General features: G+C 70.9%; 21 protein-coding genes, 1 tRNA gene and 1 pseudogene. 9 read left to right on the forward strand and 14 right to left on the reverse strand.

Annotation, left to right across the window (positions count from 1 at the left end):
* Positions 1–76 precede the first annotated feature (76 nt).
* The 6 genes from pknB to CP982_RS21945 form a co-directional block, all read right to left on the reverse strand.
* Positions 77–2,116, reverse strand: coding sequence for a Stk1 family PASTA domain-containing Ser/Thr kinase (gene pknB, locus CP982_RS21920; protein WP_150512081.1), 2,040 nt, complete (start codon positions 2,114–2,116; stop codon positions 77–79).
* 170 nt (positions 2,117–2,286) lie between these two features.
* Positions 2,287–3,750, reverse strand: coding sequence for a peptidoglycan D,D-transpeptidase FtsI family protein (locus tag CP982_RS21925; protein WP_150512082.1), 1,464 nt, complete (start codon positions 3,748–3,750; stop codon positions 2,287–2,289).
* A complete protein-coding gene (locus tag CP982_RS21930; protein WP_150512083.1) occupies positions 3,747–5,174 on the reverse strand; it encodes an FtsW/RodA/SpoVE family cell cycle protein in 1,428 nt (475 codons plus the stop codon). Before CP982_RS21930 ends, CP982_RS21925 begins: the two co-directional genes overlap by 4 nt.
* A 26-nt stretch (positions 5,175–5,200) precedes the next feature.
* Positions 5,201–6,745, reverse strand: a complete 1,545-nt coding sequence (locus CP982_RS21935; RefSeq protein WP_184925169.1) for a Stp1/IreP family PP2C-type Ser/Thr phosphatase — start codon at positions 6,743–6,745, stop codon at positions 5,201–5,203.
* A gap of 120 nt (positions 6,746–6,865) precedes the next feature.
* Positions 6,866–7,402 carry an FHA domain-containing protein FhaB/FipA gene (locus tag CP982_RS21940; protein ID WP_150512085.1) on the reverse strand — a complete coding sequence of 179 codons (537 nt, stop codon included), beginning with the start codon at positions 7,400–7,402 and terminating at the stop codon, positions 6,866–6,868.
* A 10-nt stretch (positions 7,403–7,412) separates the two neighbouring features.
* Positions 7,413–8,261 (reverse strand): FHA domain-containing protein, encoded by an 849-nt coding sequence (locus CP982_RS21945; RefSeq protein ID WP_150512086.1) that lies wholly within the window; start codon positions 8,259–8,261, stop codon positions 7,413–7,415.
* A 1,017-nt stretch (positions 8,262–9,278) separates the two neighbouring features.
* Here CP982_RS21945 and CP982_RS21950 point away from each other — a divergent pair.
* From CP982_RS21950 to CP982_RS21965, 4 genes and pseudogenes are all read left to right on the forward strand, one after another.
* Positions 9,279–9,365 (forward strand) — tRNA-Leu (locus CP982_RS21950).
* A gap of 368 nt (positions 9,366–9,733) precedes the next feature.
* Positions 9,734–11,286, forward strand: a pseudogene (locus CP982_RS21955) (DUF2252 domain-containing protein).
* Between the two features lie 65 nt (positions 11,287–11,351).
* Positions 11,352–12,194, forward strand: coding sequence for a J domain-containing protein (locus tag CP982_RS21960; protein WP_150512087.1), 843 nt, complete (start codon positions 11,352–11,354; stop codon positions 12,192–12,194).
* A gap of 106 nt (positions 12,195–12,300) precedes the next feature.
* Positions 12,301–12,630 carry a rhodanese-like domain-containing protein gene (locus CP982_RS21965; RefSeq protein WP_150512088.1) on the forward strand — a complete coding sequence of 110 codons (330 nt, stop codon included), beginning with the start codon at positions 12,301–12,303 and terminating at the stop codon, positions 12,628–12,630.
* Between the two features lie 116 nt (positions 12,631–12,746).
* Here CP982_RS21965 and CP982_RS21970 read toward each other — a convergent pair whose 3' ends face one another.
* The 6 genes from CP982_RS21970 to paaA form a co-directional block, all read right to left on the reverse strand.
* Positions 12,747–13,895, reverse strand: a complete 1,149-nt coding sequence (locus tag CP982_RS21970; RefSeq protein WP_150512089.1) for an acyl-CoA dehydrogenase family protein — start codon at positions 13,893–13,895, stop codon at positions 12,747–12,749.
* Positions 13,896–14,033: 138 nt separating this feature from the next.
* Positions 14,034–15,101 (reverse strand): 1,2-phenylacetyl-CoA epoxidase subunit PaaE, encoded by a 1,068-nt coding sequence (gene paaE / locus CP982_RS21975; RefSeq protein WP_150512090.1) that lies wholly within the window; start codon positions 15,099–15,101, stop codon positions 14,034–14,036.
* A complete protein-coding gene (gene paaD, locus CP982_RS21980; protein ID WP_150512091.1) occupies positions 15,101–15,601 on the reverse strand; it encodes a 1,2-phenylacetyl-CoA epoxidase subunit PaaD in 501 nt (166 codons plus the stop codon). The genes paaE and paaD overlap by 1 nt, the downstream gene beginning before the upstream one ends.
* Positions 15,595–16,320, reverse strand: coding sequence for a 1,2-phenylacetyl-CoA epoxidase subunit PaaC (gene paaC / locus CP982_RS21985; RefSeq protein WP_229878945.1), 726 nt, complete (start codon positions 16,318–16,320; stop codon positions 15,595–15,597). Before paaC ends, paaD begins: the two co-directional genes overlap by 7 nt.
* Entirely contained in the window at positions 16,317–16,607 is a 291-nt protein-coding gene (paaB, locus tag CP982_RS21990) for a 1,2-phenylacetyl-CoA epoxidase subunit PaaB (protein WP_144319962.1), read from the reverse strand. The genes paaC and paaB overlap by 4 nt, the downstream gene beginning before the upstream one ends.
* Positions 16,604–17,647, reverse strand: coding sequence for a 1,2-phenylacetyl-CoA epoxidase subunit PaaA (paaA, locus tag CP982_RS21995; RefSeq protein ID WP_150512092.1), 1,044 nt, complete (start codon positions 17,645–17,647; stop codon positions 16,604–16,606). The genes paaB and paaA overlap by 4 nt, the downstream gene beginning before the upstream one ends.
* Positions 17,648–17,850: 203 nt before the next feature.
* On the opposite strand from paaA, the gene CP982_RS22000 reads away from it, so the two are divergent.
* The 3 genes from CP982_RS22000 to CP982_RS22010 are packed head-to-tail and all read left to right on the forward strand — an operon-like array spanning position 17,851 to position 20,890.
* Entirely contained in the window at positions 17,851–18,804 is a 954-nt protein-coding gene (locus CP982_RS22000) for a DUF5819 family protein (RefSeq protein ID WP_150512093.1), read from the forward strand.
* Positions 18,801–20,090, forward strand: coding sequence for an HTTM domain-containing protein (locus CP982_RS22005; RefSeq protein ID WP_229878946.1), 1,290 nt, complete (start codon positions 18,801–18,803; stop codon positions 20,088–20,090). Before CP982_RS22000 ends, CP982_RS22005 begins: the two co-directional genes overlap by 4 nt.
* Positions 20,087–20,890, forward strand: a complete 804-nt coding sequence (locus tag CP982_RS22010) for a TrmH family RNA methyltransferase (protein WP_150512095.1) — start codon at positions 20,087–20,089, stop codon at positions 20,888–20,890. The genes CP982_RS22005 and CP982_RS22010 overlap by 4 nt, the downstream gene beginning before the upstream one ends.
* A 47-nt stretch (positions 20,891–20,937) precedes the next feature.
* Here the strand turns inward: CP982_RS22010 and paaN are convergent, their stop codons facing one another.
* On the reverse strand, positions 20,938–22,629 hold the full coding sequence (gene paaN, locus CP982_RS22015) for a phenylacetic acid degradation protein PaaN (protein WP_150512096.1): 1,692 nt from the start codon (positions 22,627–22,629) through the stop codon (positions 20,938–20,940).
* 195 nt (positions 22,630–22,824) lie between these two features.
* Here paaN and CP982_RS22020 point away from each other — a divergent pair, with 195 nt between their 5' ends.
* Positions 22,825–24,339, forward strand: coding sequence for a 3-hydroxyacyl-CoA dehydrogenase (locus CP982_RS22020; RefSeq protein WP_150512097.1), 1,515 nt, complete (start codon positions 22,825–22,827; stop codon positions 24,337–24,339).
* Positions 24,336–24,929, forward strand: coding sequence for a TetR/AcrR family transcriptional regulator (locus CP982_RS22025; protein WP_150512098.1), 594 nt, complete (start codon positions 24,336–24,338; stop codon positions 24,927–24,929). The genes CP982_RS22020 and CP982_RS22025 overlap by 4 nt, the downstream gene beginning before the upstream one ends.
* Before the next feature lie 63 nt (positions 24,930–24,992).
* Here CP982_RS22025 and CP982_RS22030 read toward each other — a convergent pair whose 3' ends face one another.
* Complete coding sequence (locus CP982_RS22030) at positions 24,993–25,493, reverse strand: Lrp/AsnC family transcriptional regulator (RefSeq protein WP_372503394.1); 501 nt, start codon at positions 25,491–25,493, stop codon at positions 24,993–24,995.
* Positions 25,494–25,646 lie beyond the last annotated feature (153 nt).

Genomic DNA, 25,646 nt, shown 5'->3' on the forward strand with positions numbered 1-25,646 from the left:
ACGAGCTGTACGTGCTGTACGCGAGAGCCCCGGCACCTGTCTGGTGCCGGGGCTCTGTGCGTGGATCGCTCGGGGCTCAGTCCCGCTCGTGGCGGCCGAAGCCGGTGGCGCCTTCGATGAAGCCGCCGCCGATGTCACCGCCTCCGTTGTCGCCGCCGCCCTGGTCGTTGCCGCCACCGCCGCCGATGGTGGTCAAGGTGATGGAGGTGCCGGACTTGACCTTCGTACCCGCGGCCGGGTTGCTGTGGACCACCAGGGCGTCGTCGTCCTGCGGACCCTGGATGTTGCCGACCGTCAGGTCCGCGTCCTCGATGGCGTCACGCGCGTCGGAGAGCTTCTGGCCGGTGACGGTGGGGACCTGTACGTCCTCTTCCTCCTCGGCCTTCTTCTTGGCGACCTGGACGGTGACCGTGGAGTTGGGGTCGACCTTCGTGCCCGCGGTGGGCGTGGTCTGGATGACCTTGCCCTCCTCGACGCTCTCGCTCTCCACGTCCGTACGGGTCGCGACGAGACCGCTCGCCTCGATCTGCTTCTTCGCCGCCTCCCACGTCTGACCGGACACGTCCGGGACGGTGGGCTTCTGCTGCTCCTTGGCGATGTACAGCGTGACGGTGCTGCCCTTTTGGACCTCGGTGCCGGTGACCGGGTCCTGCTCCAGGACCTTGCCCTCGGTCTCGGTGGAGATCCGCTGCTTGGTCTCGACCTTGAGCTGGTACTTGTCGTCCTCCAGCTTCTCGGTGGCCGCGTCCTCGTCCAGGCCGAGGACGCTGGGAACCGCCACCTTCGGGGCTCCGGTCGAGACGACCACGTCGATCGTGTCGCCCTTCTCGACCTTGGTGCCCTCGGTCGGGGTCTGCGAGCAGATCTCGCCCTTGGGGTACTTCTCGCAGGGCTTGCGCTGGGAGACGCTGATCTCCAGGTCCACGTTCTTCGCGGACCTCTGCGCCTCCTTCAGCGTCTCGCCGATGAAACTGGGGGCCTTCTTGTCGTCGCTCGCGCCGCTGGTGCCGCTGAACGCCCACTTGCCGATCAGGATCGCGCCCACCAGGACGAGGATGCCCGCGGCGACGAGGAGGATCGTCGACGTGTTGCTCTTCTTCTGGCGGCCGCGGCGGCCGTTCTCGTCGTAGCCGCCGTCGTCCGGGTTGACCGGGGGCATCATCGACGTCTGGCCCTGGCCCGGCGCGCCGTTCTGCGGGCGCAGCATGGCCGTGGCCTGGTCGTCCGGGTGGCCGCCGTAGCCGACGGCGCCCATCGCGGCGGTGGCGGCGACGGGCTGGCCGTCGAGGCAGGCCTCGATGTCGGCGCGCATCTCGTCCGCCGACTGGTAGCGGTAGTCCGGGTCCTTGGTGAGCGCCTTGAGGACGATCGCGTCCATCTCGGGCGTGATCTCGTTGTCGAAGACGCTCGGGGCCTGCGGCTCTTCCCGCACGTGCTGGTAGGCCACCGCGACCGGGGAGTCGCCCACGAAGGGCGGCCGCACGGTCAGCAGCTCGTACAGCAGACAGCCCGTGGAGTAGAGGTCGGAGCGGGCGTCGACCTGCTCGCCCTTGGCCTGCTCCGGCGAGAGGTACTGCGCGGTGCCGATGACGGCCGCGGTCTGGGTCATCGTCATGCCGGACTCGCCCATGGCGCGGGCGATGCCGAAGTCCATGACCTTGACCTGGCCGTTGCGCGTCAGCATGACGTTCGCGGGCTTGATGTCGCGGTGGACGATCTGGTTGCGGTGCGAGTACTCCAGGGCCTGGAGGATGCCGATCGTCATCTCCATGGCGCGCTCGGGCAGCAGCTTGCGCCCGGAGTGCAGCAGCTCGCGCAGCGTGGAGCCGTCGACGTACTCCATGACGATGTACGGGATGGAGACCCCGTCGACGTAGTCCTCGCCGGTGTCGTACACCGCGACGATCGCCGGATGGTTGAGCGAGGCGGCCGACTGGGCCTCACGGCGGAACCGGGCCTGGAACGACGGGTCGCGGGCGAGATCCACCCGCAGCGTCTTCACCGCCACGGTGCGGCCGAGGCGGGTGTCGTGCGCGAGGTAGACCTCGGCCATTCCGCCGCGGCCGAGCACCTGGCCCAGCTCGTACCGGCCGCCGAGGCGACGCGGCTCTTCCATAGCTAATCCAGCCCTCTCCGTCGGTCCCGACCGCACCGTGTTGCGCGGTCCGGCGGTGTGCTGTCCGGGCATACCGTACCCGGATCGCCTAACGTGACCCGGCCGCAACCGTCACCCGATACAGGACCGGTATCGCAACGTGCACCGATGGGGAGTGGCCGTGACACGGGTCACTTCTTGCTGTCGAGAACCGCCTTCATCACGTCCCTCGCGATCGGTGCCGCGAGACCGCCGCCGGAGATGTCGTCACGGGCGGCGTTGCTGTCCTCGACGACCACGGCGACCGCCACCGGCGAGCCCGAGTCGGTCTTGGCGTAGCTGATGAACCACGCGTACGGGTTCTTGCTGTTGTTCAGGCCGTGCTGGGCCGTACCGGTCTTGCCGCCGACGGTGACGCCGGGGATCTTGGCCTTGGTGCCCGTGCCCTCGTTCACGACCGTCTGCATCATGTCCTGGAGCTTCTGCGCGTTCTCCTTGGACAGCGGGTTGCCCATCTCCTTCGGCGAGTGCTTCTCGACCACGTCGAGGTTCGGCGCCTGGAGTTCACGGACCATGTACGGCTCCATGAGCGTGCCGTCGTTGGCGATCGCGGACGTCACCATGGCCATCTGCAGCGGCGTGGCCGCGGTCTCGAACTGGCCGATGGACGACAGCGCGGTCTGCGGCTTGTCCATCTCCTTCGGGAAGTTCGACGCGTTGGAGCGGACCGGGACGAACTGCTCCTCGTTGAAGCCGAACTCCTCCGCGGTCTCCCGCATCTTGTCCTTGCCGAGATCCGAGCCGATCTTGCCGAAGACGGTGTTGCAGGACACCCGCAGCGCCTCGCGCAGCGTGGCGTTCTTGCAGGGGATGGGGCCCTCGTTCTTCAGCTCGGTGCGGGTGTCGGGCATCACCCACGGCAGCGGCGAGCGCGTCTTGGAGTCGATGTCCGAGTACAGGCCGTGCTCCAGGGCCGCCGCGGCCGTCACCACCTTGAAGGTGGAGCCGGGCGGGTAGGTCTCGCGCAGCGCCCGGTTCAGCATGGGCTTGTCGCGGTCCTTGTCGAGCTTCTGGAAGGTCTCGGCTTCCTTGTTGGTGTTGCCCGCGAACCGGGAGGGGTCGTACGACGGGGTGGAGGCGAGCGCCAGGATCGCGCCGGTCTCCGGGTCGATCGCGGCGACGGCGCCCTTGCCGCGGCCCTTCAGGCCGTTGTACGCGGCCTTCTGCGCGGCGGCGTTCAGCGTCGTGACGACGTTGCCGCCCTCCTTCTTCTTGCCGGTCAGCATGTCGAGGCTGCGGCGGAAGAAGAGCCGGTCGTCGTTGCCGGTGAGGATGCGGTCCTCGATCGACTCGATCTGGGTGGCTCCTATGCGCTGCGAGGCGAAGCCGGTGACGGGCGACCACATGGGCCCGTTCTTGTACGTCCGCTTGTACTTGAAGTCGTCGCCGTCGACCTTCTTGGAGCCCGTGATCGGGTTGCCGTCCACGATGATGTCGCCGCGCGGCTGCGCGTACCGCTCGATCGGCACGCGGCGGTTCATGGTGTGCTCGGCGAGCTTGTCGGCCTGCACGTACTGGAGCCAGTTGTCCCGGACGAGCAGCGCGAGGACGAGCAGCCCGCAGAAGATCGCGATGCGGCGCAGGGGCTTGTTCACGGCCGTACCACCTGGGTCATCTCGGCGTCGGGGTTCGGAGCGGGCGACGGCGCCGGGCGGCGCGCGGTGTCGCTGATGCGCAGCAGGACCCCGATCAGCGCCCAGTTGGCGATGACGGACGAACCGCCGTACGCGATGAACGGCATGGTCATACCGGTCAGCGGGATCAGGCCCATGACACCGCCCGCGACGACGAACACCTGGATGGCGAACGCGCCGGACAGGCCGACCGCGAGCAGCTTGCCGAACGGGTCGCGGGCCGCGAGGGCCGTGCGCACGCCCCGCTCCACGATCAGGCCGTAGAGCATCAGGATCGCCATGACACCGGCGAGACCCAGCTCCTCGCCGTACGTGGCGAGGATGAAGTCGGAGTTGGCGGCGAAGCCGATCAGGTCGGAGTGGCCCTGGCCGAGGCCGCTGCCGAGGGTGCCGCCGGAGCCGAACGCCATCAGTGACTGGGCGATCTGGTCGGTCCCCGTCGCCGAGATGACGTCGGGGTTGAACGGGTCCAGCCAGGCGTCCACACGCACCTTCACGTGCGGCTCGAAGGAGGCCACGGTGACCGCGCCCACCGCCGACATCAGCAGACCGAACACGATCCAGCTGGTGCGCTCCGTGGCGACGTACAGCATCACGACGAACATGCCGAAGAACAGCAGCGACGTACCGAGGTCGGTCTCGAAGACCAGGATCAGGATGGACATCGCCCACACGGCCAGGATCGGACCGAGGTCACGCCCGCGCGGCAGGTAAAGGCCCATGAAGCGGCGGCTGGCGAGCGCGAGCGCGTCCCGCTTGACCATCAGATAGCCCGCGAAGAACACCGCGATGACGATCTTCGCGAACTCCGCGGGCTGGATGGAGAAGGCACCGACCTGGATCCAGATCTTGGCGCCGTAGATGTTCTTGCCGAGGCCCGGGACCAGCGGAAGCAGCAGCAGTCCGATCGCGGCGACCATCGAGATGTACGTGTACCGCTGCAGGACGCGGTGGTCCTTCAGGAACAGCATGACGATCACGAACAGGGCGATGCCGACCGCGGAGTACAGCAACTGCTTCGGCGCGGACGGGCTGAACGCCCCGAACGACGCCTTGGCCAGCTGCTGGAGTCTCTCCGACTGGTCCAGGCGCCAGATCACCACCAGGCCCAGGCCGTTGAGCAGCGTGCCGAGCGGCAGCAGGAGCGGGTCGGCGTACGGCGCGAACTTGCGCACCACCAGGTGCGCGACGCCCGCGAGCAGGCCGAGTCCGAGGCCGTAGCCGAGCATGCCCGGGGGGAGTTCGCCGGAGATGGCGAGCCCCACGTTCATATAGGCGAACAGCGGGATGACCACGGCGAACACCAGGAGCGCGAGCTCGGTGTTGCGCCGGCTCGGCGCTCCGATGGCGCCGATCGTCGACGTGTGTGTAGTGCTACTGCTCATGGCGTGCGAAGGCCCCCAACGGCTGCTTACTGCTTACCGCACTGCGGGACCAGCTTCTGCTCCTCCTCGGAGAGGCTGGGGCCGGGTGTGGGAGTCGGTGCGGTGGTGGACTTGGACTTGTCGTCCTTGGCGTTCTTGTCGTCGTCGGAAGCGGGTGCGCCGGTCTGGCCGCTCATGCCGCCCGCCTCGCCCTCACCGGGCTTGGCGCCGGGCTTGGCCTCGCGCTCCGTACGCTCCTTGTTCTCCCGGTCGATCCTGCGCCGCTCGGCGTCCTTCTCGCATGCCGACGCCTGCAGGCCCAGCTCCTCGATCTTGCTCTGGGCGTCGTCGAGGCTGCCCTCGGCGATGGTCGCCTCGACCTGCTTGCGCTGGTACGGCGGCAGGTACTTGAGTTCGATCTCGGGGTGGTCCTTCTCGACCTTGGACAGGCTCACCCAGGCGAGGTCCTGGTCGATGCCGCGGTAGAGCGCTACGTGCTCGTCCTTCGTACCCACGAAGTACTGCGTCTGCGTCCAGCGGTAGCCCCCGTAGAGGCCGCCGGCGACGACGGCGAGCACGAGCGCCGTGTACATCGATCTCTTCAGCCACTTGCGGCCGCCGCCGGGCTTCACGAAGTCGTCGTCGCCGTACGTACCGAAGGAGCCGTCCTCCGGTACGTACCCCGCGGTGTCGCCGCTGCCGGGCGGGCCGAAGCCGCCCGCGGACGGCGGGGTGGGACGACCGAGGCCGGAGGCGCGGCCCGCCGGGGTCTGCATGGCCCCGCCGTCGTTCGTCTGGAGCTGGTTCTCGGCGACCGCGCCGACCACCACGGGGGTGTCGGACAGCTGGCCCGCGAGGGTGTCGCCGGTGTCGATGTCCAGGACGTCGGCCACGATCACCGTGATGTTGTCCGGGCCGCCGCCGCGCAGGGCGAGCTGGATCAGCTCCTGCACGGTCTCCTGGGGGCCCTGGTAGCTGGCGAGCGTGTCCTCCATCGTCTGGTGGGACACGACGCCCGACAGGCCGTCGGAGCAGATCAAGTACCGGTCGCCCGCGCGGACTTCACGGATCGACAGATCCGGCTCCACGTGGTCGCCGCTGCCGAGGGCGCGCATGAGCAGCGAGCGCTGCGGATGCGTCGTCGCCTCCTCCTCGGTGATGCGGCCCTCGTCGACGAGCCGCTGCACCCAGGTGTGGTCCTGCGTGATCTGCGTGAGCACGCCGTCGCGCAGCAGATACGCGCGCGAGTCGCCGACGTGCACCAGACCGAGCCGCTGGCCGGTCCACAGCAGGGCGGTGAGCGTCGTGCCCATGCCCTCCAGCTGCGGGTCCTCCTCGACCATCAGCCGCAGCTGGTCGTTGGCCCGCTGCACGGCGGTGCCGAGCGAGGTGAGGATGTCCGAACCCGGCACGTCGTCGTCGAGCGTGACGAGCGTCGAGATCACCTCGGAGCTCGCCACCTCGCCCGCCGCCTGGCCCCCCATGCCGTCGGCGATGGCGAGGAGCCGCGGACCGGCGTAACCGGAGTCCTCGTTCCCCTCCCGGATCATGCCTTTGTGCGATCCGGCGGCGAAGCGCAGTGACAGACTCATGCGCACCTCGCCCGTCGGCTCCGGGTACATCCGCACGGTGCCCACCCTCCGGTCGGGAGCGCGCTGGCGTCCTGTGTCTGGACCGCGTCGGCTCGCTCGCTCCGCTCGCTCATTGTCGTACTACTTCCGCAGCTCGATGACGGTCTTGCCGATGCGGATCGGCGCGCCCAGCGGAACGGGCGTCGGGGTGGTCAGGCGGGTCCGGTCGAGATACGTGCCGTTGGTGGACCCCAGGTCCTCGACGATCCACTGACCGTCACGGTCCGGATAGATCCTGGCATGCCTGCTGGAGGCGTAGTCGTCGTCCAGCACGATCGTCGAGTCGTGTGCCCGGCCGAGCGAGATCGTCTGGCCCTGAAGGGCGACGGTCGTACCCGTGAGCGTGCCCTCCGAGACGACCAGCTTCGTGGGGGCCCCACGGCGCTGGCGGCCGCCCCCGCCGCCCTGCCGTCCTCGGCCGCCGCCGTCCTGCTGGCGCTGCGGCGGTGGCGCGGCGGCCTGCCGGGCCGCCTGGCGGCCGCCCTCACGGCGCGCGCCGCGCTGAGTGACGCGCGTACCGAACAGGTCGCTGCGGATGACCTGGACGGCCACGATCACGAACAGCCACAGAACGGCCAGGAAACCCAGCCGCATGACCGTCAGGGTCAGCTCTGACATTGCCCCCGCTTCACCCTTCGGCTTGCCGGTAAATGATGGTGGTGCTGCCCACGACGATCCGCGAGCCGTCGCGGAGCGTAGCGCGGGTGGTGTGCTGCCCGTCTACCACGATGCCGTTGGTAGACCCGAGATCCTGGATCGTCGAGGGCGTTCCGGTCCGGATCTCACAGTGCCGGCGCGATACGCCGGGGTCGTCGATCCGCACATCGGCGTCGGTGCTGCGGCCCAGCACCAGCGTCGGGCGGGAGATCTGGTGGCGATTGCCGTTGATCTCAATCCAGCGCCGTACTTGTTGCGCGCCCGGTAGGGCGCCGGGGCCCTGCGGGCGGCCCGGCGCCTGGGCGCCGCGGCCCGCACCCGCGCCGGGCGGCGGCGCGGCGGGCATGGGAGGGGCACCCGAGGGGCCCTGCGGCTGGCCGACGCCGCGGGCGCCCTGGCCCGCGCTCGTGGGTCCGCCGCCGGGGGGCTCGGGGGTCTGCGAGGTGCTGGACGCGAGCGTGCGGCTGCGTACCCGATACAGGCCGGTGTCGAGGTCCTCGGCCTTCTCCAGGTGGACCTTGATGGGGCCCATGAAGCTGTAGCGCTGCTGCTTCGCGTACTCACGCACCATGCCGGACAGCTCGTCGCCGAGCTGTCCGGAGTACGGGCTCAGGCGCTCGAAGTCGGGGGCGCTGAGCTCCACGATGAAGTCGTTCGGGACGACCGTCCGCTCGCGGTTCCAGATCGTCGCGTTGTTGTCGCACTCGCGCTGGAGCGCGCCCGCGATCTCGACCGGCTGGACCTCGGACTTGAACACCTTGGCGAAGGTGCCGTTGACCAGACCTTCGAGTCGCTGCTCGAACTTCTTCAGAACTCCCATGGGGCACCTCCTCCGTCGTTGTCATCCTCGTACTGCTTACTGATCGTATCCACGCGCCGGGAAATCAGCTGGTTCCCCCTGTCTGCCCAGACCACGAGTGTCGCCTCTCACAAGGCATGCCCGCACCGCTCTTCCGGGATCCTCCGGGTTCCTTCAGGGTTCCACCGGAGCCCTGCCGGGGTCCCGTCCACGACCCGCCGTCGATCTTCAGGGACACCTCAGGGGCTCCTTCGGGAACCATCGCGGGGCGCCCTCGTCCGGGGCGTTCCTCGGGGGTTCCCCGGGGGTTCTTCGGTGCGGATCCATCTGTCCGGTGTGTGGCGCTGGTCCTTCGGCTCAGGTGCCGCCGCTGCTGCCGCCCTCGCTGCTCGCTCCGTCCTCGCCTCCCGCCCTTCCTTCCTCTGTTGTCCTCCGCAGTCCTCACCGGCCCGCGCGGCCGCCCGGTCAGGGAGGCCTTCGGGTCCGTTCCCGCCGAGTTCCCTTCCAGGTACCCGCCCATGTCCGTGCCGGACATCTGGTGCCCTTATGGACCGGGCCGGGGTTCCTCTTTACCAGGGATCGTAGAGGGGCTCTCAAGACAGTGTCCCGTACGCGGCTGTCGACTCTGGAGGAGGACTTGACGGGCGGCTCGGTTGCGTCGGGGGGCGGGGGTTCGGCGTGATGTTGGACGCGTGGGGCCGGGGTGGGGAGGCCGGGCCGTGGGGCCGGGCTGTGGGGCCGTCGGGTGGTCGGGGGGTTCCTGGCCGCTCAGCCGCCCGGTCGTGGTTCCGCGTGCCCGGGGTGGTGCGGGAGCGCGGGGGACGCGGGGTCCGGGGTGGCGCGCGCTGATGGGGCCGGGGTGCCGCCCGTCGGTGGGCTCGCAGGTCGGCGGGCCTGTCGGGCCGCGGGGCCGGTCGGAAGGTCTCCGCGCAGGTGCCCGCACATACGGATGTGAATCCACCCCTCGCAGCGTGCTAATCTTCTGGATGTCGGCAGGCGCTCGCACCACACAGTGAGAGACCCAAAGACAACACCCATGCGCGGGTGGCGGAATAGGCAGACGCGCTGGATTCAGGTTCCAGTGCCCGAAAGGGCGTGGGGGTTCAACTCCCCCCTCGCGCACCACAGGTAAGACCCCAGTTCATCTGGGGTCTTTCTGTTTTTCCCGGCCTTGTGCCGGAGGCGTCCGGGGCTGAGGCGTTGGGTCCGCTGGGTCCGCCGGGTCCGCTGGTCGGATCGTCTGTGTCGGGGTGGCCGGCCCCTCTTCGCCGGGCGGTGACGTATGTCACGCGGTGACGGCCATGAGCGTCGAGCCGGAGTTATCCACAGGCTGTGACGGGGATTCGCTCGCGGCGGTACGGTCGAAGCCAGTTGATGTTCGCGACGCCGCTCCACGGCGCCGCCCCGGACGGGGCGCACGCGCCGACGAGGCTCCGCGGACTCCGGAATTCGGGGGGGCGATGGCCGTGACTGAGACAACCGACACATCCGGCATGGGCGGGCCGCTCGGCGGTGGCACGGACGGACAGCCGGACGGACAGCCGGGCGGAGGCGAGCGCGCCGGGGCAGTCGCGGACGCCGGGGCCGGGGCCGTGGTGCCGGGGCCGCGGGGGTCGGAGGCCGCCCGGCGGGTGCCGCACGTGGACGGGTTCGCGCACCTGCCCACGCACGGGGCGGGACGGCACCCGAAGCCCAAGCAGGAGGGCAAGGCCCTGCGCGCCCGCGTCCCGCGCTCCGCGCACGCGGAGTACGCCGAGGACGCCCACCGCCCCGACCCGCTCGCCGTCCTGGCCGAGACCAACAAGGGCCGGCTCCCGGAGCTCACCCCCATCCGCACCGGCCGGATGGCCGCGACCCCCTTCGCCTTCCTGCGCGGTTCGGCCGGACTCATGGCGTACGACCTCGCGCGCACCCCCACCACCGGCATCGGCGCGCAGATCTGCGGCGACGCCCACGCGGCCAACTTCGGTCTGTACGGGGACGCGCGCGGCGGCCTCATCATCGACCTGAACGACTTCGACGAGACCGTGCACGGCCCCTGGGAGTGGGACGTCAAACGTCTGGCCGCCTCCCTGGTCCTCGCGGGCCGCGAGGCGGGCGCCTCCGAGCACACCTGCAAGGAAGCCGCCCACGACGCCGTCGGCGCGTACCGCCGCACGATGCGACTGCTCGCCAAACTCCCGGTCCTCGACGCGTGGAACGCGATAGCCGACGAGGAGCTGGTCTCCCACACCGACGCACGCGACCTGCTCGGCACCCTCGACCGGGTCTCGCAGAAGGCGCGGCAGAACACGAGCGCCCGCTTCGCGGCCAAGTCGACCGAGCCCGTCACCGCCGCAGGGGACGACCACGGCGGGGTCACACCCCGGCGCTTCGTCGACGCGCCCCCGGTCCTGCGCCGCGTACCGGACGCCGAGGCCGCGGCGGTGGCCCTGGCGCTGGGTGAGTACCGCGACACGCTGGCGGTGGACCGGCTGCCCCTGCTCGCGCGGTACGCGATCCAGGACGTGGCGTTCCGCGTCGTCGGCACCGGGAGCGTCGGGCTGCGCTCCTACGTGGTGCTGCTCCTCGACCACCGGGGCGAGCCGCTGGTCCTCCAGGTCAAGGAGGCGTGCTCCTCGGCGCTGCTGCCCCACCTGCCGACGGCGGGCTTCAAGGAGCAGGAGGCCGCCCACGAGGGCCAGCGCGTCGTGCTCGGCCAGAAGCGGATGCAGGTCGTCAGCGACTTCCTGCTCGGCTGGACCACGATCGACGGACGCCCTTACCAGGTACGGCAGTTCAGGAACCGCAAGGGCAGCGTCGACCCGGCCGCGCTCGCCCCCGACCAGCTGGACGACTACGGCCGCATGACCGGAGCTCTGCTGGCCCGCGCCCATGCCCACAGCGCGGACCCCCGGCTCATAGCCGGGTACTGCGGCAAGAGCGACGAGCTGGACGAGGCGATGGCCGACTTCGCGACCGCCTACGCCGACCGCACGGAGGCGGACCACGCGCTGCTCGCCGCCGCCGTGCGGGAGGGCGGGTGCCCGCCGAGACGGGGGTCTGAGCGGGACCGCGGCGGATGTGGGTTCTGGGCGCGGGGCCGCCCGGCCCGTGGCCTACGCTGGCCTGGTGACGACCCCGGAAGCCGAGCAAGCACAGGACGAGTCGCCCGAGGGAGCGCCCCCTGAGGGTGGTGCGCGGCCTGAGGAGCGGCTCGAGAGGGCTGTGCTGGCGGCCGAGCAGGCGTTGATCGAGTACGAGATCGCGGTGGAGACGTTCCGGGTCGAGGTGGAGAACTTCTCCCGGCTGCACCACCAGAAGCTCGGCCCCGTGTACGCGCGCCTCGACGAGCTGGACGCGCAGATCGCCGAGGCGGTGGCGGAGCGGTCCGGTGATCCGGAGGACCGGCGCAAGGCCGACGAGGCGCGGGCGCGGGTGCTGCCGATGCCGGGGGTCGACGAGCTGTTCCACGGCTGGATGGACGGCGACGGGCTGCCGCCCGAGGCCGCCGCGATGCTGACCGAGCAGTCGGTGCGGCCGCCGCAGCGGGTGCGGCCGAGCGACGAGGCCCGCAAGCTCTACCGGGAACTGGTGCGCAAGGCACACCCCGATCTCGCGCAGGACGAGGACGAGCGGCAGCGGCGTGACGAGTTCATCGCCCGGGTGAACGCGGCGTACGGCCGCGGTGACGAGGCGTCGCTGCGGGAGCTCCTCGCGGAGTGGGACGCCGGGCCGGTGCCCGAGGAGCGGCGGCCCAGCCCCAGCGAGGAGCTGTACGTCCGGCTCGAGTGGCTCGCGCAGCGCAAGGAACTGCTTGCCGTGGTCGCGCGCGAGCTGGAGGAGAGCGCGATCGGCTCCATGCTGAAGCTGGCGCCGGACGACCCCGACCGGCTGCTGGAGGAGATCGCCGAGCAGCTGCTCGCGCAGGTCGCGGAGCGCGAGGCGGAGCTGGAGCGGCTGACCGCGACGTGAGCGGCGGTGGCCGGGCGCTCCGCGGCGGTCCGTCCGCTGTGGGCGGACGGGCGGAGTCGTGGCGCGGGGGTCGGGTAGCGTCGGACGCATGGAATTCGGTTCTGGTGTGCCCACGGTCACGGTCGCTGATCTCTCGGACGGCGACTTTCTGCTCGACGTCCGCGAGGACGATGAGTGGCAGGCCGGTCACGCGGCCGACGCGCTGCACATTCCGATGAGTGATTTCGTGGCCCGCTTCGGGGAGTTGACCGAGGCGGCGCCGCAGGACGGCAAGGTGCATGTGATCTGCCGGTCCGGGGGCCGTTCGGCGCAGGTGACGATGTACCTCGCCCAGCAGGGCATCGACGCGGTCAACGTGGACGGTGGCATGCAGGTCTGGGAGGCCTCCGGCAAGCCGGTCGTCGATGACAAGGGCCAGCCGGGCACGGTGATCTAGGGCCGTCGCCTCCACGGCGACCGCGCCGCGCACTGTCACGTGGTGGCGCCCCGGTGGCGTCCCGTGTGGAGCCGTGCCCTGGTCGGCGGGCTCCGGGCGCTGTTTCGCGTGCCGTCTCAGCCCAGTGCGTGCGCGGCGAGTACGTCGCCCAGTGCTTCCTCGTGGGCTGCCGCCGGGCCGAGGGAGAGCTCCAGGTGCTTGGCCCAGGCGTGGTAGCGGTGCAGGGGGTAGTCGGTGTCGGCGCCGAAGCCGCCGTGCAGGTGTTGTGCCGTCTGTACGACGCGGCGTACGCCGTCCGCGGCCCAGGTCTTGGCCACGGCTATGTCGGCGGCGACCGGCAGCAGCCCGTCGCCCGGTGCCGTGCGGTCCGGTGTGCTCAGGCGCCAGGCGGCCTGCCAGAGGGTCGCTTCCATCGCGCGCAGATCGATGTAGCGGTCGGCGGCCTGGACCGCGACGGCCTGGAAGGTGGCGATGGGGTGGCCGAACTGCTCGCGCTTGCCGGTGTATTCGCTGGTCATGCGAAGCACCCTGGTGCCGAGGCCAAGGGCGAGCGCACAGGTGCCGGTGGTGAGCAGGTCGCGCAGGAACTCCCAGGCGCCTTCGGTGGTGATGAGGTCTGCGTGGGGGACGCGCACGGAGTCAAGGCGTAGTTCGCCGAGGCGTTCGCCGGTGGTGGAGGTCTGCTCGGCGAGGCTGAGGCCCTGGGCGGCGCGGGGGACGAGGGCGAGGACGGTACGGCCTTCGGGGGCGGTGGCCGGTACGAGGATGAAGTCGGCGTTGTACGCCCAGGCCACGGCGGTCTGGGCGCCGTCGAGCAGCCAGTCGGTGCCGTCGGGCCGTGCGGAGACGGCGAGTTCGGCGCCGTCGTGACCGGTGCGGCCGTGCGCGGCGACGGTCAGGACGACCTCGCCGCGGGCGGCCCGCGTGAGGATCCGCTGTTTCAACTCGTCGCCGCCGTGGGTCTGCACGGTGTACGCGGCCGCGCTGGACTCCAGGAGCGGGACGCGGGCGAGCACCTTCGCCGCTTCGCGCAGGACCAGGCAGAGCGCGATGGCGTCGAGGCCCGAGCCGCCGTGCTCGGGGGCGAGGAGCAGGCTGAGCAGGTCGGCCTCGGCGAGCCTGGCCCACAGGGCGCGGTCGAAGTCATCGGCGACGGCACCGGGGGTGAGCGAAGGGCTGGGCACGCCGTCCGGTACGACATCGGCGAAGAGCGCTTGGGCCGCTTCGAGCGCCGCCTGCTGTTCCTCGGTGAAGGTGAAGTCCACTGTTCGTCCTCCCACGCGCGCCGGCCCGGTCGTGTCCGTTCGCCCCGTCCGTCAGTTCTGACGGGTCGTCAAGATAGAACAGGTTCTAGCGGATGGGAACAGCTGCCGCTTTGGCGGTGGGCGCCGACGCGGCCGGGCTCAGCGGTCGAAGTCCAGCTCCACCTTGTCCGTGGTCGGGTGGGACTGGCAGGCCAGGACGTATCCGGCTTCGGTCTCCTCCGGCTCCAGCGCGAAGTTCCGGTCCATCCGGACGTCGCCGGAGACCTTGAAGGCCCGGCAGGTGCCGCAGACGCCGCCCTTGCAGGCGAACGGCGCGTCCGCGCGGTTGCGCAGCACCGTGTCGAGGAGCGTCTCGCCCGACTGCACCGGCCAGGTGCCGGAGCGGCCGTCGAGAGTCACGGTGACCGTGCTGTGCTCAGGCACTGGGACGGTCGCGGTCGCCTGGGGGGCGTCGTCGACGTGGAATATCTCCTCGTGGATGCGGCGCCGGTCCACGCCGAGGGACCGCAGGGTCCGCTCCGCGCTCTGCACCAGGCCGTACGGGCCGCACAGGAACCAGCCGTCGACCTCGGGCACCGTGAGAAGGGCGGGCAGCAGGGCCGCGAGCCGCTCCCCGTCAAGCCGCCCGGAGGTGAGCCCGGCCTGCTGCTCCTCGCGGGAGAGCACCGTCACCAGCTGGAACCGGTCCGGCCAGCGGTCCTTGAGGTCGGCGACCTCCTCCAGGAACATCGTGGACGCCGTGGTGCGGTCGCTGCGGATCAGGCAGAACCGGGCGCGCGGTTCCCGCTCCAGGAGCGTGGTGACGATGGAGAGCACCGGGGTGATGCCGCTGCCGCCGACCACCGCCGCATACCGGCCGGGGGCGGGGTCCAGGGTGAAGCGGCCCGCCGGGGTCATCACCTCCAGCTCGTCGCCCACGGCTATTTCCTTGTGCGCGTACGTCGAGAAGGCGCCGCCGTCCACCACGCGCACGCCGACCCGCAACGTGCTCGGTTCCCCGGCGGCTTGGGGGGCCGGGGCCGAGGAACAGATCGAGTAGGTGCGCCGGATCTCGACGCCGTCGACGACGCGGCGCAGGGCCAGGTGCTGGCCCGGGGTGTAGCGGTAGTCCTCGCGCAGAGCCGGGGGGACGTCGAAGGTCAGGGCCACGGAGTCGTCGGTGAGCTGCTCGACGGCCGCTACGCGCAGCTGGTGGAAGCGCGCCATCACAGCTCCTTGAAGTGGTCGAAGGGTTCGCGGCAGGCGACGCAGCGGCGCAGGGCCTTGCAGGCCGTGGACGAGAAGCGGCTGAGCAGCTCGGTGTCGGTGGAGCCGCAGTGGGGGCAGCGGACGGCGAGGGTGAGCGGTACGGGCCCGTCGGCGGCGTGCGGGCGGGGCGGGGCGATGCCGAACTCGGCGAGCTTGCGGCGGCCTTCGGCGCTGATGTCGTCCGTGGACCAGGCCGGGGAGAGCACCGTGCGGACCTTGACGTCGGCCACGCCGTGGTCGTGGAGGACCTGCTCTATGTCGGCGGACATGGCCTCGATCGCGGGGCAGCCGGTGTACGTCGGCGTCAGTTCGACCTCGACCCGGCCGGGGGCGCTGACGTGGACGGCGCGGACCACGCCCAGCTCGGCGAGGGTCAGAACGGGCAGCTCGGGGTCGGGCACCGAGCCCGCCAGGGCGAGCAGCCGCTCTTCGAGCGCGGTGGGGGCGGTGGTCACCATGATGCCCCCGGGTGGCTGCGGTGCAGGTGCTGCATTTCGGCGAGCATCCGGCCGAACGACTCCGTGTGCAGGCCCTCGCGTCCGGCGCCCGCCGTCCAGGCGCCGCTCTGCGGGCCTTCCGGGACGGTGAGCGTGGCCTTCTCGATGACTGTGGTGACAGTGGTGGTCCACTGCTCGCGCAGCGTCTGCCAGTCGATGTCCAGGCCGGGCACCGGCTGGAACAGCTCTCCTGTGTACCGCCACAGGGCGTCCAGGCCGTGCCGCATCCGCTCGTGGCTCTCCGCCGTGCCGTCGCCGAGGCGGAGCGTCCACTGCTCGGCGTGGTCCTGGTGGTAGGCGACTTCCTTGGCGGCCTTCGCTGCCAAGGGGGCCAACTCGCTGTCCGTGGTGGCCAGTCGGGCGTAGAGCAGGTGCTGATAGGTGGAGAAGTAGAGCTGGCGGGCGATGGTGTGGGCGAAGTCGCCGTTCGGCTGCTCGACCAGCTGGACGTTGCGGAAGGCGCGCTCCTCGCGCAGGAACGCCAGCTCGTCCTCGTCGCCGGCGAGGGACAGCAGGACGCGGGCCTGGCCGAGGAGGTCCAGGGCGATGTTCGCCAGGGCGACTTCTTCTTCGAGGACGGGGGCGTGGCCCGCCCACTCTCCCAGGCGGTGCGAGAGCACCAGCGCGTCGTCGCCGAGGGCCAGGGCCGCGATGTCGGCGGTGCGGGGTGTGGTGGTCACAGGTGCTTCACTCCTTCCGGGATGTCGTAGAACGTCGGGTGGCGGTACGGCTTGTCCGCGGCCGGTTCGAAGAAGGAGTCCTTCTCGTCCGGGGACGAGGCCGTGATCTCGGCCGACGGCACGACCCAGATGGAGACGCCTTCGCTTCTGCGGGTGTACAGATCGCGGGCGTTGCGCAGGGCCATTTCGGCGTCCGGGGCGTGCAGGCTGCCCGCGTGGGTGTGGGAGAGGCCGCGGCGCGAGCGCACGAACACTTCCCACAGGGGCCATTCGGTCGAGTTGCTCATGCGGTCGCCTCCGCCGGGGTGCCGGGCGCCGCGGGGCGGCGGTCCTTGTCGTGGTCGCTGTGCTTGGCGGCGTACGCGGCCGCCGCGTCGCGCACCCAGGCGCCTTCGTCGTGGGCCTGCTTGCGCTGGGTGAGGCGCTGCTCATTGCACGGGCCGTTGCCCTTGAGGACCGACCAGAACTCGCTCCAGTCGATGGGGCCGAAGTCGTGCTCTCCCCGCTCCTCGTTCCACCGCAGGTCGGGGTCGGGCAGGGTGAGGCCGAGGGACTCGGCCTGGGGGACGCAGATGTCCACGAAGCGCTGGCGCAGCTCGTCGTTCGAGTGGCGCTTGATCTTCCAGGTCATGGACTGCTCGGAGTGCGACGACTCGGCGTCCGGGGGGCCGAACATCATCAGGGAGGGCCACCACCAGCGGTCCACGGCGTCCTGGGCCATGGCGTGCTGCTCGGGGGTGCCGCGGCTCAGGGCGAGCAGCAGCTCATACCCCTGGCGCTGGTGGAAGGACTCCTCCTTGCAGACGCGGACCATCGCGCGTGCGTACGGGCCGTACGAGCAGCGGCACAGGGGGACTTGGTTGGTGATCGCTGCGCCGTCGACGAGCCAGCCGATGGCGCCCACGTCCGCCCACGTCAACGTCGGGTAGTTGAAGATCGATGAGTACTTCTGGCGGCCCGAGTGCAGCTTGTCGAGCAGCTCGTCGCGGCTGACACCGAGCGTCTCCGCCGCGCTGTACAGATACAGGCCGTGGCCCGCCTCGTCCTGGACCTTGGCCATCAGGATCGCCTTGCGGCGCAGCGACGGGGCGCGCGTGATCCAGTTCGCCTCCGGCTGCATGCCGATGATCTCGGAGTGGGCGTGCTGCGCGATCTGGCGCACGAGCGTCGCGCGATAGGCGTCGGGCATCCAGTCGCGGGGCTCGATGCGCTCGTCGGCCGCCACGGCCGCGTCGAAGACGGCCTCGAGCTCGGTGATGTCCGTGACCACGGCGGCGGCCGCAGCCCCGTCCCTCGCCACGTCGGGCGCCTTGTGCGCTGTCGCCATCTCGGTCCCCCTCGACCTCGGGCAGTCTCTGCGTCCTTCGACGGCCTCCCGACCGATCGTTCGGTCCGCCGCAATTCAATGGTGCGGCGCCTCGCCATAAGGTGTCAACCCTGTGGATAACCTCCGCGGCGCTGTGCCTGGCGGGCAGGCCTGAGTACGGTTCCGGCGGCAGGGTTCGGTGCGGGAACGGGAAACGGGACGGAATGGACGCCTACGACGAGGGCCCGCGGGACGGGCCTGTCGGGCCTGACGGGTCCTCTGCGCCGGACGGGGCCGACAGGCCATCTGCGTCGGACGGAGCCGTGGTGCCTTCAGCGTCGTGTGGGGCTGAGGAGGCCCCTGCGAAAGGTAAGGCCCTTGTGAAGGGTGAGGCACCTGAGGGACATGAGGCCCCTGAGGGACATGAGGCGCACGTGCCCGGCGGTGGTGGCTCCTCGACCGACGACGGCCCCCCGCTCGGCCCGCCCACCGGCATCGCCGGTCTCCCCCGCGGCTACCAGCTCGCCGCCGCCCTCGCGCTCGCGCTGGTCGCCGTCACCGTCTGCGTACACCTCGGGATGATGTTCCTGCACGTCGCCCCGGCGAACACCCTGAGCAAGGAGCACGGCAAGAAGATCTACGACTGGGTGTACCCGGAGTTCGAGCAGAACTGGAAGCTGTTCGCGCCCAATCCGCTTCAGCAGAACGTCGCGGTGCAGGCCCGTGCGCAGCTGCGCACCGCGGACGGCGGCCATCGGATCACGGACTGGTACGACCTGTCGGCGCAGGACGGCGCGGCCATCGACCACAACCTCCTGCCGAGCCACACCCAGCAGAACGAACTGCGCCGGGCCTGGGACTTCTTCGTCTCGACGCACGACGCGCAGAATCGTGCCACCGGTCTGCGCGGTGAGATCTCCGAGCGCTACGTCCGCCGTATCGTGCTGCTGCGCATCGACCGGCAGGAGCCGCTCGCGCGCGGTGAGTCGATCGACCAGGTGCAGGTCCGGTCGCGGACGACGGGTGTGCGGCCGCCGAAGTGGAGTGATGAGAAGGCCAATGTGAAACCGGTCCTCCGGTTGCTGCCGTGGTGGTCGGTGACCCCGGACGACCTGCCGCTCGCCGACGACACGCGGGCGCGGCGGGACGTCGCCGCCGAGGGGAGCGGTGCCCGGTGAGCAGTCCGAAGGAGCGCACAGTGCCGCGTCTCGACCCCCTCGGGCGGGGGCTCCAGCGCGTCACCGCGCAGGCCCTCGGTCCGTACCAGTCCGCGGTGGTCCGCATCGGCTTCGCGGCGACGTGGCTGCTGTTCCTGCTGCGCGAACTGCCGCACCGCGACGAGCTGTACGGGCCCGACAGCCCGTGGGGCTGGGACATGGCACGGCAGCTGATCTCCGAGAACGACGCGTTCACGGTGCTCATGTGGTCCGACGCGCAGCTCTGGTTCGAGTTCGTCTACGGCTTCGCCGTGCTCACCAGCGCGCTGCTCCTCGTGGGGTGGCGTACGCGGACCATGTCCGTGCTGTTCATGATCGGCGTCCTCTCGCTGCAGAACCGCAGCATCTTCATGGGCGACGGCGGTGACAACGTCATCCATCTGATGGCGATCTACCTGGTGTTCACGCGCTGCGGCCAGGTGTGGTCCCTGGACGCGCGACGGCGGGCACGCGCGCGTGCGGACGGCACCGAGCAGGCGGACGGGGCGTGGCGCGTGGACCGGGTGGGCCCCGTGCTGTGGGCGGTGCTCGGGACCGCGCTGGCCCTCGTGACGGGCATGGATGAGCTCGGCTGGTTCTGGCTGGTGCTCTTCTGGGGTCTGTGGGCCTCCCAGGGGCTGTGGTGGGCCGCCGGACGGTACGCGCCGCGCGGAGCGCAGCGGCTGCTGCTCGACGTCGTCGCCAACCTCGCGCACAACGCGGCCCTGCTCGTGATCATGGTCGAGGCGTGTCTGATCTACGCGACGGCGGGCTGGTACAAGATCCAGGGGAGCCGCTGGCAGGACGGGACGGCGGTCTACTACCCGCTGAACCTGGACTACTTCTCGCCCTGGCCCACACTGTCCGAGCTGCTGTCCTCGCACGGCGTGATGATCCTGATCATCACCTACGGGACGGTGATCGTGCAGGTCGCCTTCCCGTTCACCCTGCTCAACCGGCGCGTGAAGAACGTGCTGTTGACGCTGATGATCTGTGAGCACGCCGTCATCGCGGTGGTCCTCGGCCTCCCGTTCTTCTCGCTCGCGATGATCGCGGCCGACGCGGTGTTCCTGCCGACGTCGTTCCTGCGGCGGGTCGGGTCGTGGGTGGCACGCGCGCGTGGGGCGCTGTCCGCCCGTCTGCCGCTGTCGCGCCTCTCCCGGGGCTCCCGCCTCTCCCGGGGTCCTGCGGCGCCGGAGACGGCCCCGCAGGGCGGTCAGAGCGCCCAGGAGAGCGCCGAGCACGCGCGCGTAGGCTTCGGTGCATGAGCGGTACGGATGAGGGCGGCGGGCCGGGCACGGCGGACGCGGTGCGCGGGTGGCGGGAGCTCGCCGGGACGTCGGTGCTGCTGGACGGCTTTCACGCGCTGAAGCACGCGCTGCGCTTCGGCGCGCGCGTCCCGGTGGCGCTGACGAGCGACAAGGCGGCCGCGCTCGCCCTCGCGGCGGACCTCGCGCCGGATGTCGCGGACGCGCTCGACGCGCTGCTCGCCGAGACCGACGACGCGACGCTGCGCGCCCTGGTGCCCCGGCTGCACCCCACAGCGGTGGCCGCCCTGGCGGTCCGCCCGTCCCGTGCGGCCAACCTGGAGGTGCTGGCGAGCAGGCCGCGGACCGCGCCCGTGATCGTCCTCGACGATCCGCGCAACCTCGGCAACGCCGGGGCGGTGATCCGGCTCGCCGCCGGCTTCGGCGCGACGGGCGTGGTGACGACCGGCACGCTCGACCCCTGGCATCCCACGGTGGTCCGCGGCGGTGCGGGGCTGCACTTCGCCACGGCCGTGGAGCGCCTGGACATCGCTGAGCTGCCCCCGGGCCCGGCGTTCGCGCTCGACGCCGAGGGCGAGGACATCCGGGGTCTTAAGCTCCCCGACGACGCCGTCCTCGCCTTCGGGTCCGAGCGCAGCGGCCTGTCCCCGGAGCTGCGTGCGCGCGCCGAGCACCTGGTGTCCCTGCCGATGCGGCCGCAGGTGTCCAGCTACAACCTGGCGACGAGCGTCGGCATGGCGCTGTTCCACTGGTCGTCGCTCCACGGCCCGGCGGGCGGGCTGCCGGGGGCGCAGGACTGAGCCTCCGCCCCGGGGGCCGGGCCGCTTCCGGGCCCGGGGCCGCTCGCTCACGCCTCCTTGCGGATCTCCACCACCCGGAAGCGGTTGGCCACGAAGGCGCTGTCGCACAGCGCGGCGTTCGCCGCCGGGTTGCCGCCGGAGCCGTGGAAGTCCGAGAACGCCGCGGTCTGGTTCACATAGACCCCGCCGGTCAGGTTCAGTGACAGCTGGGCGCTCTCGTCCAGGCAGGCCTCCTCGACGGCGGAGGAGACGTCGTCGGACGTGGTGTACGCGCCGACCGTCATGGCGCCCTTGTCGCGCACCGTGCGCCGCAGCAGGTCCACCGCGTCCGCCGCGGAGTCCACGGCGACGGCGAACGACACCGGGCCGAAGCACTCGCTCAGATACGCGGCCTCGGCGTCCGGCTTCGCACCGTCCAGCTTCACGATCACCGGGGTGCGCACCACGGCGTCCGGGAACTCCGGGTTGGCGATCTCCCGTGAGGGCAGGGCGACTTCGCCGATGCCGGGCGCGGCCTCCAGGCGGGCCTTCACGTCCGGGTTGACCAGGGCGCCCAGGATGCCGTTGGCCCGGGCGTCGTCGCCCAGGAGGCCGCTCACCGCGCCGGCGAGGTCCGTGACCACCTCGTCGTACGACTTGGCGCCCGCGTCCGTCGCGATGCCCTCGCGCGGGATGAGGAGGTTCTGCGGGGTCGTGCACATCTGACCGCTGTACAGCGACAGGGAGAAGGCGAGGTTCGCCAGCATGCCCTTGTAGTTGTCGGTCGACTCGATGACGACCGTGTTCACACCGGCTTTCTCCGTGTAGACCTGGGCCTGGCGGGCGTGGGTCTCCAGCCAGTCGCCGAAGGACGTGGAGCCCGTGTAGTCGATGATCTTGATTTCGGGGCGGACGGCGAGGGTCTTGGCGATGCCTTCGCCGGGGCGCTCGGCGGCGATCGCGACCAGGTTCGGATCGAAGCCCGCCTCGGTGAGCACCTCGCGGGCGACCCGCACGGTCAGGGCGAGCGGGAGCACCGCGCGCGGGTGGGGCTTCACCAGGACCGCGTTGCCCGTGGCGAGGGAGGCGAAGAGTCCGGGGTAGCCGTTCCACGTCGGGAAGGTGTTGCAGCCGATCAGCAGGGCGATGCCGCGGCCGACCGGGGTGAAGCGCTTGGTGAGGACCAGGGGGTCGCGCTTGCCCTGGGGCTTGTTCCACTCGGCGGTGCCCGGGGTGCGGGACTGCTCGGCATAGGCATACGCCACCGCCTCCAGGCCCCGGTCCTGGGCGTGCGGGCCGCCCGCCTGGAACGCCATCATGAAGGCCTGGCCGCTGGTGTGCATGACCGCGTGCGCGAACTCGTGCGTGCGGGCGCTGATGCGGGAGAGGATCTCCAGACAGACCGCCGCGCGCGCCTCGGCGCCCGCGTCGCGCCAGGCGCGCAGGCCCGCGCGCATTGCGGGGAGCAGGGTGTCCACGTCCGGGTGCGGATACGTGATGCCCAACTCGGGGCCGAAGGGGGAGACTTCCGCGCCCGTCCAGTCGTCGGTGCCGGGCTGGTCGAGGTCGAATCGGCCGTTCAGGAGGGACTCGAAGGCGGTCTTGCCTTCCGGCAGGCTCAAGCTGCCGTTCTCCCCATAGGCCTTGGGGTGCTCGGGGTGCGGCGACCAGTACGCGCGCGTGCTGATGGCCTCAAGGGCCTGGTCGAGCGTGGGCCGGTGCTTGGCGATCAGCTGGTGCGCGGTGAGTTCGGCGGCCATGAGGGACCAACTCCTCGTCGAGTCAGCTCTCCTTCGAGCTGGCGAGCTGGGCAGGGGCAGTGGGCAGGAACAGCTGGACAGAGCTAGAGTAACCGAACGATCGGTCGGGACAAGAGGGTCTGCCAAAGCTGTGGAAAACCGCCCCCTCCCACCCCGAACCCCTGGCCAAGACCCTTGTGCGGGAGGATCGCGAGCATGACAGCACTCGATCTCAGCAGCCCGGTCGCCGTGGTCGGCACCGGCACCATGGGCCAGGGCATAGCCCAGGTCGCGCTGGTGGCGGGACACCCGGTGCGGCTGTACGACGCCGTGCCCGGCTTCGCGAAGACGGCGGCCGAGGCGATCACCGCCCGCCTGGACCGGCTCGTGGCCAAGGGCCGCCTCGACGCGGACGCCCGTGCCGCCGCTGCCGGGCGCCTCCAGGCCGTCGACGGCCTGGCCGAGCTGGCCGGATGCGGACTCGTGGTCGAGGCGGTCCTGGAGCGACTGGACGTCAAACAGAAGCTGTTCCAGGACCTGGAGAGCGTCGTCTCCGAGGACTGTCTGCTCGCGACGAACACCTCCTCCCTGTCCGTGACCGCCATCGCGGGCGCGCTGACCAGGCCCGGCCGCTTCGTGGGACTGCACTTCTTCAACCCGGCGCCGCTACTGCCCCTCGTCGAGGTCGTCAGCGGCTCCGCGACCGACGAGACGGCCGCCACGCGCGCGTACGACACGGCGAGGGCCTGGGGCAAGACGCCGGTGCGCTGCGCCGACACCCCCGGGTTCATCGTCAACCGCGTCGCGCGCCCCTACTACGCCGAGGCGCTGCGCGCGCATGAGGAGCGGGCCGCGGACCCGGCGACGATCGACGCCGTGCTGCGCGAGTGCGGCGGCTTCAAGATGGGCCCCTTCGAGCTCACGGACCTCATCGGCCAGGACGTGAACGAGGCCGTCACGCGCTCGGTGTGGGAGTCCTTCTTCCAGGACCCCAAGTTCACGCCGTCCCTCGCCCAGCGCCGTCTCGTCGAGTCGCGCCGCCTGGGGCGCAAGTCGGGGCAGGGCTGGTACGCGTACGGCGACGACGCGCCGCGCGCCGAGCCGCACACCGCCGAGCCCGCCGACGCGCCGGCGTCCGTCACCCTGCGCGGCGAGCTGTTCCAGGCCGCGGCGCTGGTCGGGCTCATCGAGGCCGCGGGCATCCGCGTGGACCGCGAGGAGTCCGCGCGGGCGCCGTACCCGGGCTGGATCGAGCTGCCCGGCGGGGCGCGTCTCGCCCTCGTCTCCGGCTCGTCCGTGCACGCCATGGCGGAGCCCACGATCGAGTTCGACCTGGCCCTCGACTACGCGAGCGCCACCAGGGTCGCGCTCGCCCGTGACGTGCGCGTGAGCGACCAGGACCTCAGCGAGGCCGTGGGACTCTTCCAGGCGCTCGGCAAGAAGGTCAGCGTCATCCGCGCGACCCCGGGCATGATCGTGGCCCGTACCGTCGCGATGCTCGTCGACTTCGCGCACGACGCCGTCGCGCGCGAGGTGGCCGACGCGGACGACGTCGACACCGCCATGCGCCTGGGCGTCAACTACCCGCGCGGACCGCTCTCCTGGGGAGCCTCACTCGGCCTCTACTGGGTGGCCCAGTTCCTCGACGACGTGCACAGCGAGTACCCCTCGGGGCGCTACGCCCCCTCTCCGGGGCTGCGCCTCGCGGCCGCTCAGGAGGAGAACGGATGACCACGGCGAGACGTGACACCTACACCCCGCAGACCCTGCTCGAAGTCGCCGTGCGGGTCTTCAACGAGCGCGGCTACGACGGCACGTCCATGGAGCACCTCTCCAAGGCTGCCGGCATCTCCAAGTCGTCGATCTACCACCACGTCGCGGGCAAGGAGGAGCTGCTGCGGCGCGCGGTGAACCGGGCGCTCGACGGCCTCTTCGCGGTCCTCTCCGAAGAGCACGCGCGCGTGGGCAGGGCGGTGGACCGCCTGGAGTACGTCACGCGTCGCACCGTCGAGGTGCTGGTGGACGAGCTGCCCTATGTGACGCTGCTGCTGCGCGTACGGGGCAACACCGACACCGAGCGTTGGGCGATGGAGCGGCGCAGGGACTTCGACCACCAGGTCGCGGCCCTCCTCAAGGAGGCCGCGGCGGACGGCGACCTGCGCTCGGACGTCGAGCTGCGCCTCGCCACCAGGCTGCTCTTCGGAATGATCAATTCCGTCGTGGAGTGGTACCGGCCGGACAGCCGTGGTGCCGCCGACGGGGCGGAAATCGCCGACGCGGTCGTGCGGTTGGCGTTCGCGGGGCTGCGTACGGACGGCTGAGGACGGCCGGTACGCCGACGGCTGAAACCGTCGGCGTACCGGTCGGCGCGCACCGTCCGCGCCTCAGCCCTCCGTCTCCAGGTCGTCCTCCTCGAAGACCAGCAGCGTGCGCGTGCTCAGGACTTCGGGGATGGACTGGAGGCGGGTAAGGACCAGCTCGCGCAGTGCGCGCGTGTCGGGCGTGTGCACCAGGAGCAGTACGTCGAAGTCGCCGCTGACCAGGGCGATGTGGGACGCCCCCGGCAGGGTGCGCAGCTGGTCGCGGACCGTGCGCCAGGTGTTCTGGACGATCTTCAGGGTGATATATGCGGAAGCGCCCTGGCCTGCCCTTTCGTGGTTGATCCGGGCGCCGAAGCCGCGGATGACACCGTCCTCGATGAGCCGGTTGATGCGCGCGTAGGCGTTCGCCCGCGACACATGGACGCGCTCCGCCACGGAACGTATCGAGGCGCGACCGTCCGTGTGCAGGATCTGCAGGATGTCGCGGTCGATGGCGTCCAGCGGACGGGGCGGTGGTTCCGGTCGGCCCCCGTCCTGCCTGTCGGCCATTCGTTCAGCTGCCATGTCCCCCCGCCTCCTTACCATGGACGTAATGCGTCCATCCCAGGCTGTGCAGAACCGTTTGTCCACAGCCTGGAGGTGCCTGTAGCCAAAATGTGCCAACGACCGAACAATCGGTAGGTGAGGCGCATCACATCGCCGCGCCTCTTTTGCAGC

The organism is Streptomyces spectabilis, from assembly GCF_008704795.1.
GTDB classification, from domain to species: domain Bacteria; phylum Actinomycetota; class Actinomycetes; order Streptomycetales; family Streptomycetaceae; genus Streptomyces; species Streptomyces spectabilis.